Below are 8,183 nucleotides of genomic sequence, written 5' to 3'. Positions count from 1 at the left end.
GGCCGCCCCGGGCTGACCTGCCGCCCCCTGGCGGTCCGGCGCGGGGCCGCCCCCCGGGGCCGGCCCCGCGCCGTACGTCCGGGACACCGCTCCCCGCCCATGCCGGGGCGCGGCGGGCGGGCGGACGGCGGCCCCCGAGCGCACGGAGCCACCCCGCTCCCAGGCGCGTTCCCCGCACTCCTCGCCTGTGCACGGGGGGCTCGGCGGGCGGGCGGACGGTGGCGGACACCGGGGGGACGGGCGGGTGACGGGTGGACAACGGTGCGTCGTGGGGCCTCGTGTTCGGGGCGGGGACGGCCTAAGATCTGTGGAGCACCCCGAGGCCAGGCCAGGCGCGGCATGGCTCCCCCGACGGGTGCGGACCCCTGCATGGCGCACCGCCCTTGAGGAGTGAACCCGCCCTGATGTCCACCAGCGCCGCGAACACCCCGCTCACCCTCCGACGCCTGGGCATCGCCCTCGGTGCCGCGTTCGTCGGATCGACCCTGGTCGCGGTGGCGTCCCCCGCCATCGCGCAGCCCACGGACCCGGGCGGTCCGTCCCCCTCCCCCACGCCGCCGCCGGCCCCGGTCGCCGCGGTCGCCTTCGCGCGTGACGCGGACAGTGTCGCGCTGGGCACCCCGGCGCCGCCCAACACGCTCACCCTGAGCAACACCGGCACCCTCGACATCTGCGTGATCGGGCTGGAGATCGGCGGCGGCTTCCAGGGGCACGGCTTCGCCGCCGGACGGCTCGCCGCCGGCGCCTCGGACACCGTCATGGTGACCGGCTCCCCGCGGCGGTCGACCGACGTGGTCGCCACCCTGACCTTCGCCGCCGCCGACCCGGAGACCGGCTGCGCCACGCCCCCGGGCGACGTGCACAGCATCTCCTCCGGGGTGTGGGCGGTCACCATCACCGGGCCGAGCCCGTCGCCCTCCCCGACGCCGTCGCCGACCCCCACCCGCCCGGACCCGCCCGCCGAGAGCCCCTCCCCGACCCCGAGCGGTCGGCCCACCCCGTCGGCCACCCCCACCGCCCCGGGTTCCGAGACGAGCGGCCGGCCCTCGTCGCGGCCCTCCAGCGGCACCACGTCCCGGCCCTCCACGCCCGACCGTCCGCGCAGCAGTGTCAGCGACGTGCCCACCACCGGCTCGAACATCCCGACCCTGCCCCGGAACGAGGCCGACCTGCCCGACGTGCTGCCCGGCGAGGACCTGGCGACCCTGCCGCTGGCCACCCCGACCGGGTCCGACGACGCGGCGGAGACCGAGGTGGCCGCCGAGCACACCGACATGGGACCGAACATGGCCCCCGCGGTGCTGCTCGCCGCCTTCCTGCTCACCCTGCTGCTGGCCGCCCCGCTGGCCCCCACCCGCCGGGTCCGCCCCGGCACGGGCGGCTACCAGGGGCGCCGCCGCAAGGGCTGACGCCCGAACAGGCCGGTGCGCCCCGGCCCCGCGTCCGCGGGGCCGGGGCGCGGCCGTGTCCGGACCCCTTCCGACCAGACGCGGAACGCCACGGGCGAGGCCAACGGAATCTTCACGGGCCTGTCGTCGTAGGCTTTCGGTCCATGAGCACCCCGCTGGTCACCGACGACCTGGCGGCCGCGACGGCCGACCAGGTGCTGACGCTCGCCGAGGCCGCCCGCAGAACCGACGGCGTGGCCCCCCTGTCCGAACACACCCTGCTGCGCGTCCGCCACGGCGCGCCCTCCGGGAGCGCGCGCTTCCACGTGGTCTCCGAGGACGGCCGCGTCGTGGGCTTCGCGTTCGTCGAACGCGGCGAGGACGAGCCCGACTCCGGAGAGGTCGTCGTCGACCCCGCCCGCCGGGGGCGCGGGCACGGCACCGCCCTGCTGCACTCCGTCCACCGGGACGCCGGCGCGAACGGCGTCCGGGTGTGGGCGCACGGCCGCACTCCGCAGGCGGTGGCGGTGGCCGAGGAGGACGGCTGGCGGGCCGTCCGCGAGCTCCACAAGATGCGCATGCCGCTGCGCGACATCGCCGCCGAGGAGAAGGGCGGGCCGCGGACCGCTCCGGAGCTGCCCCCTCCCGTGCTGCGTCCCCAGGTCGCCGACCGGGTCGAGGTGCGCGCGTTCGTGGTGGGGCAGGACGAGCAGGCCTGGCTCGACACCAACGCCCGCGCCTTCGCCCACCACCCCGAACAGGGCAGGCTCACCCTGGACGACCTGCTGCAGCGCGAGGTCGAGGACTGGTTCGACCCGAACGGGTTCTTCCTGGCCACCGGCAAGGACGGGCGGGTCGCCGCGTACCACTGGACCAAGGTGCACGCCGACGGCGCCGGGCTGACCGACGGCGAACCCGTCGGCGAGGTGTACGTGGTGGGCGTGGACCCCCAGTGGCAGGGCACCGGTCTGGGCCGGGCACTCACCCTGGAGGGGCTGCGGCACCTGCGCGACGCCGGGCTGCCCTGGGTGCACCTGTACGTCGACGGGGACAACGAGGCGGCCGTGCGGCTGTACACCTCGCTGGGCTTCGAGATCTGGGACACCGACGTGATGTACGCGCCGCCGGAGGAGCCGCCGGGCGAGGAATGAGGGGGCGCGTGGTGGGCAGGACATCCGTCAGGACGGGCCGCCCGCACGTGCCGCTCATCACATTAACCGGTCAAACCCTTGGCCGCCACGGGAGTGCGACGCCCCGTTCATTTCCCGTTCACCTTCCTTGGGACAACTCGTCACCTAGTGGGCCTACCTTCGCATTCGGCGCATCGCGACCTCTCGGCGTTCGGCGGTCGCGGCGGCCTCCCGCGGGGTGAACCCCCGGGGAGGACACCCGAACCCGACAAGGGTCCGGAACCCACCCGCAGGGGGCTGGTGGGCAGCACTGAACCCTTCCGAACCGGAGCCGATACATGACGACGACGGACGCGCCCACGGTGGCACCACCGCCCAAGGGCAGGCGCCGGATCGGCGATGTCGCATTCGCCGGGCTCGCCCGAGGCTCGGGCATTCTGATCCTCGTGATCCTCGCGGGCGTCGCCGCCTTCCTGATCGTTCAGGCCTGGCCGTCGCTGGCCGCGAACACGGCGAACTTCATCACCGACCAGTCCTGGGACGCCAACGTCCGCGAGAACCCCGCGTTCGGCGTGGGGGCCCTGGCGTTCGGCACCGTCCTGGCCGCCGCCATCGCGCTGCTGCTGGCCACCCCGGTCGCCATCGGCATCGCGCTGTTCATCGTCTACTACGCGCCGCGCCGCCTCGCCGCCCTGCTGGGCTACCTGGTGGACCTGCTCGCCGCGATCCCCAGCGTGGTCTACGGCCTGTGGGGCATCGGGTTCCTCGCCCCCCAGCTCGTCCCCGTCTACGAGGGGCTGGCCCGCAACCTCGGCTGGATCCCGCTCTTCGCCGGGCCCGCCTCCACCTCGGCCCGCACCATCCTCACCGCGGGCATCGTGCTCGCCGTGATGATCCTGCCGATCATCACCGCCATGTCCCGCGACGTGTTCCACCAGGTCCCGCAGGGGCACCGGGAGGCCGCCCTGGCCATGGGCGCCACCCGCTGGGAGATGATCCGCCTGGCCGTCCTGCCCTTCGGCAAGTCCGGCGTCGTCGGCGGCGCCATGCTCGGCATGGGACGCGCCCTGGGCGAGACCATGGCCGTCGCCATGATCCTGTCGCCCTCGCTGGCCGTCTCCTGGAACCTGCTCCAGAGCGGCAACCAGACCATCGCCGGGCACATCGCGCTCCAGTACCCCGAGGCCACCGGATACGGCGTGTCCGCGCTGATCGCCGCCGGCCTGGTGCTGTTCGCGATCACCCTGGTCGTCAACATGGGCGCCCGCTACATCGTGGCGCGCGGCAACAAGGAGTCCTGATGAGCCTGACGACCGCTCAGCCCACCGACCCCGGCCCGGGCTCCGGCGCCCTCCGGCGCGACCTGCGCGGCGGCTCGCTGCCCCGCTACTTCCCGCCCGCCCTGCTGGCCTCCTCGGCCGCCGTGGTCGCGGGCGTCCTGCTGGCCTTCTCGTCCTTCGGGTTCGTGCTGTGGGGCGTGCTCACCGCGCTCGCCTACACGGTGATCGTGGTGGCGGCCTCCGCCCGTGTCGAGGGCGGCCGCAAGGCCAAGGACCGCCTGGTCACCTCGCTCGTCTACCTGTGCTTCACCCTGGCGATGCTGCCGCTGGTGTCGGTGCTGTGGACGGTGCTCGGCAACGGCATGGCCCGGTTCGACGGGTACTTCCTGTCGGTCTCCATGAACGGCGTGCTGCCGAGCATGGACGCCGGCGGCGCCTACCACGCGATCGTCGGCACCCTGGCCATCACCGGCATGGCCACGCTCATCGCGGTGCCGGTCGGCGTGATGACCGCCGTGTACCTGGTGGAGTACGCGCGGGGGCGGATGAAGCGCACCATCATGTTCTTCGTCGACGTCATGACGGGCATCCCGTCCATCGTCGCCGGTCTGTTCGTGGTGGCCCTGTGGATCCTGCTGTTCGGTCCCGGCAAGACCAACGGCGCGGCGGGCGCGATCTCGCTGGCCGTGCTGATGATCCCGGTCGTGGTGCGCTCCAGCGAGGAGATGCTCCGCCTGGTCCCGCAGGACCTGCGCGAGGCCTCCTACGCGCTGGGCGTGCCCAAGTGGCGGACCATCACCAAGGTGGTGCTCCCCACGTCGGCCGCCGGCCTGACCACCGGAATCATGCTCGCCATCGCGCGTGTTATCGGAGAGACGGCGCCGCTGATCCTCACCGCGGGGTCGTCGGCGGTCTCGATCAACTGGAACCTGTTCGACGGGCAGATGATGAGCCTTCCCGTGTTCATCTACTCGCAGGTCCGCATGGGCGGCGCGGTCAACTACGAGAGGGCCTGGGCGGCCGCGCTGACGCTCATCCTCGTGGTGATGCTGCTCTTCTTCCTGGCCCGCATGATCGGCCGCCTGTTCGCGCCGAAGTCCCGCTAGCCCGCCAACCCGGCAATCACGAGGAACATCCAGTGGCGAAACGAATCGACGTCTCCGGACTCCACGTCTACTACAGCGACTTCCTCGCTGTGGAGGACGTGTCAATGACCATCGAGCCGCGTTCGGTGACGGCGTTCATCGGGTCCTCCGGCTGCGGGAAGTCCACCTTCCTGCGCACCCTCAACCGGATGCACGAGGTCACCCCCGGCGCCCGCGCCGAGGGCAAGGTGCTCCTGGACGACATGGACATCTACGCGCCCGACGTGGACCCCGTGATGGTCCGCAGCGAGGTCGGGATGGTGTTCCAGAAGGCCAACCCGTTCCCGACGATGTCGATCTACGACAACGTGCTCGCGGGGGCGCGCCTCAACAACAAGCGGATGAGCAAGGCCGCCGCCGACGACCTGGTCGAGGAGTCGCTGCGCGGCGCCAACCTGTGGGAAGAGGTCAAGGACCGGCTGAACAAGCCCGGTTCGGGCCTGTCCGGCGGCCAGCAGCAGCGCCTGTGCATCGCGCGTGCCACGGCGGTCAAGCCGTCGGTGCTGCTCATGGACGAGCCGTGCTCGGCGCTGGACCCGATCTCGACGCTGGCGATCGAGGACCTCATTCACAAGCTGAAGGAGGACTACACGATCGTGATCGTCACCCACAACATGCAGCAGGCGGCCCGTGTCTCGGACCGCACGGCCTTCTTCAACCTGTCGGCCCCGGGCAAGCCCGGGAAGCTGATCGAGATGGGCGAGACGAACAAGATCTTCACCCGTCCCGACAAGAAGGAGACCGAGAACTACATCACCGGCCGCTTCGGGTAACCGCCGCGCGCCCGACGTCCTCCCGAAGGGGCCCGTGTCCACGGGCCCTCTTCGTGCGCGGGGGGCGTGCCGCGGGCGGGGCGCAGGGCCGCCCGGGGGCGGGCGGGAGGAAATGCCGACGGCCCTCCGGTGCGGACCGGAGGGCGCCCGGAAGTGAATCGGATAAACGATCCGAAACCCTTTCCTGTTCATTCCGAAGAATCAGGAAAAGGGTCGCGAAAGGCGTTGTCCACCGTTTCCCGCATTCGGGGGCGGTGGCACGCGCCGTCCCGGCCGGGCGGGGGCCCGGCCGGGGGTCGGGCGGAGGATCAGGTGAAGCAGTTACCGGACTGCTTGACGAGGTAGCTGGCCGAGACCCACCGGCTGGAGCCGATCTGCCGGAAGCCGTTGGTGGTGGACTGGGTCGCGTTCACGATCGCGCCGTTGGCCAGCGAACCCACGATGGAGTAGCCGGTTCCGGGGCCGCTGCGGATGTTCAGGCCGCCGCTGGCGTTGACCTTGTAGGTGCACCAGACGGCGGCGGCCGCCGGCGCCTGCTCGGGCGCGGGGGCCGCCTGGGCGGGGGCGGACAGGCCGATGACGACGGCACCGGCGGTGGCCGCCATGGTCGCCAGGCCGCGGGCGAGCCGACGGGACTTCGTGGCCTTCACAGGCTTTCCTCCATCATTCAAGGCTTGATCGGGGGACCTCGGCCGAGGGTGGAATCCCGTGGCGGGCAAGGCCTCTGGAATCCACGCCCAGAGTAACGGGGAAGCCCATTCCACGCATGATTCCGACCACATCAGGCCACCCCCTCCTCTTTCTCGGAGAAGATCCCTCAAAGCCCTATTCGAGTATTGACCCGACCCTTTGCCCGGCTTATCATCCCGCGCGGGAGGGCCGGCCCCGTGCGCCGCACGCGCCCGTCCCGGGGGCCCGACGTGACGTGGACCGCTCCCGGCGGCGGGGTTGAATGGGACCGGGAGGGGGCCCGCGGCGGGCTCCCGTTCGTTCGTCTGGGGGAACCGCATGACCGTGCCGTTGGTGATCGACACCGATACCGCGCAGGACGACTGCGTCGCCCTGCTGGTCGGCCTGCTGGACCCGGCGGCCGACCTGCGGGCGATCACGATGGTCGCCGGGAACGTGGGCTTCGACCAGCAGGTCCGCAACGCGTTCATGACGCTGAACGTCGCCGGGACGCCCGCGGTGCCCGTGTACCTGGGCTGCCGGCGGCCGCTGGTGCGCGAGTGGGTGAGCGCCGAGGACGTGCACGGCGACGGCTCCGGGGGGCTGGCCATGGCACAGGAGGGCCTGGTGCCGGAGGCCGAGCACGCCGTGGACGCCCTGGTGCGGATGGCCGCCGAGGCCCCCGGCGAGCTGTCGATCGTGGCGATCGGCCCGCTCACCAACATCGCCGCCGCGGTGGTGAAGGACCCCGGCTTCGCGCGGAACGTGAAGTCGCTGTTCATCATGGGCGGCTCCAACAACGGCCGCGGCAACATCACCGCCGCCGCCGAGTTCAACTTCTACGTGGACCCCGAGGCGGCCAAGGCGGTGTTCTCCGCCGGGTTCGACATCACCGTGGTGCCCTGGGACCCGCTCACGCTGCGCCAGGCCGTGTTCGGGCAGGAGCGCCTGGACGAGATCGCCGCGCTGGACACGCCCCTGTCGCGGTTCTTCACCCGCATCTGCGCGGCGACCCTGGAGTTCGACCGCAGGGTCGGCATCGACGGCACCACGCACCCCGACTCGCTGACCGCCGCGGTGCTGCTCCACCCCGAGCTGGTGCGCAGGGCCTCGCCGTACCACGTGGACGTGGAGACCGCCGGGGAGCTGACCCGGGGCTACTCGGCCATGTCGTGGGGCGTGCACGGCCTGGAGCCCAACGCCCGGGTGGTCGAGGAGGTCGACTCCGAGGCGTTCTACGAGCTGATCAAGGGCGTGCTGGCCCGCGAGACCGCGCCGGAGCGCGAGATCACCGGCCTGTGAACGTGATGACGCCCTGGGCGGCGGCGACGGTCGTCTCGCCGCCCTCGGCGTCGGCCATCACCAGGTCGCAGCGGCACAGGGCGCGGCGGCGGGTGTGCTCGACCACGTGCGCGCGGGCGCTGAGGCGGACGCCGCGGGCCGGGCGCAGGTACTCGATGGTGAAGCCGCCGGTGAGGACCGACGGGCCCAGCACGGTGCCCCCGGCGAAGGTGAGCGCGTTGTCGGCGGCGTAGGAGAGCACGCCGCCGTGCAGGAAGCCGTTCTGCTGGAGCAGCTCGTCGCGCACGTCCAGTTCCAGGACCGCGTCGCCCGGGGCGAAGCGGGTGACCCGGGCGCCGATCAGCCGGCTGAACGGCTGGGCGTCCAGCACCGCCGCGGCCAGGGCCAGGGCGTCGGCCCCGGAGAGCGGCGCGGTTCCGGGCTCGGGGTTCTCGGTGGACATGCGGTCCCGCTTTCTTCTACGCGCTTTGACCCTTTTGTGGGGATATGTCACCTA

Annotated in this window: 8 protein-coding genes; 6 read left to right on the top strand and 2 right to left on the bottom strand. The window is 72.4% G+C overall.

The window, feature by feature from the left end:
* Positions 1–404: 404 nt before the first annotated feature.
* From ACFVNO_RS26295 to pstB, 5 genes are all read left to right on the top strand, one after another.
* Positions 405–1,409, top strand: a complete 1,005-nt coding sequence (locus ACFVNO_RS26295; RefSeq protein WP_355257138.1) for a hypothetical protein — start codon at positions 405–407, stop codon at positions 1,407–1,409.
* A 143-nt stretch (positions 1,410–1,552) separates the two neighbouring features.
* Positions 1,553–2,539 (top strand): mycothiol synthase, encoded by a 987-nt coding sequence (mshD, locus tag ACFVNO_RS26290; RefSeq protein ID WP_355257141.1) that lies wholly within the window; start codon positions 1,553–1,555, stop codon positions 2,537–2,539.
* Positions 2,540–2,856: 317 nt separating this feature from the next.
* A complete protein-coding gene (pstC, locus tag ACFVNO_RS26285) occupies positions 2,857–3,819 on the top strand; it encodes a phosphate ABC transporter permease subunit PstC (RefSeq protein WP_355257144.1) in 963 nt (320 codons plus the stop codon).
* The gene (gene pstA, locus ACFVNO_RS26280) at positions 3,819–4,904 is read left to right on the top strand and encodes a phosphate ABC transporter permease PstA (protein WP_355257147.1); all 1,086 of its coding nucleotides are present in this window, start codon (positions 3,819–3,821) and stop codon (positions 4,902–4,904) included. The genes pstC and pstA overlap by 1 nt, the downstream gene beginning before the upstream one ends.
* A gap of 32 nt (positions 4,905–4,936) precedes the next feature.
* The gene (pstB, locus tag ACFVNO_RS26275; RefSeq protein ID WP_355257150.1) at positions 4,937–5,716 is read left to right on the top strand and encodes a phosphate ABC transporter ATP-binding protein PstB; all 780 of its coding nucleotides are present in this window, start codon (positions 4,937–4,939) and stop codon (positions 5,714–5,716) included.
* Positions 5,717–6,024: 308 nt separating this feature from the next.
* On the opposite strand, the gene ACFVNO_RS26270 is transcribed toward pstB, so the two are convergent.
* A complete protein-coding gene (locus tag ACFVNO_RS26270) occupies positions 6,025–6,366 on the bottom strand; it encodes an SH3 domain-containing protein (RefSeq protein WP_355257152.1) in 342 nt (113 codons plus the stop codon).
* Positions 6,367–6,724: 358 nt separating this feature from the next.
* Here ACFVNO_RS26270 and ACFVNO_RS26265 point away from each other — a divergent pair, with 358 nt between their 5' ends.
* Positions 6,725–7,687 carry a nucleoside hydrolase gene (locus ACFVNO_RS26265; protein WP_355257155.1) on the top strand — a complete coding sequence of 321 codons (963 nt, stop codon included), beginning with the start codon at positions 6,725–6,727 and terminating at the stop codon, positions 7,685–7,687.
* On the opposite strand, the gene ACFVNO_RS26260 is transcribed toward ACFVNO_RS26265, so the two are convergent.
* Complete coding sequence (locus tag ACFVNO_RS26260; protein ID WP_220564534.1) at positions 7,674–8,129, bottom strand: PaaI family thioesterase; 456 nt, start codon at positions 8,127–8,129, stop codon at positions 7,674–7,676. The two genes, ACFVNO_RS26265 and ACFVNO_RS26260, sit on opposite strands and share 14 nt — an antisense overlap.
* Between the last annotated feature and the right edge of the window lie 54 nt (positions 8,130–8,183).

The organism is Nocardiopsis sp. NPDC057823 (assembly GCF_042797335.1).
GTDB classification, from domain to species: domain Bacteria; phylum Actinomycetota; class Actinomycetes; order Streptosporangiales; family Streptosporangiaceae; genus Nocardiopsis; species Nocardiopsis changdeensis.
This window is presented reverse-complemented; position numbering and strand designations above follow the sequence as displayed.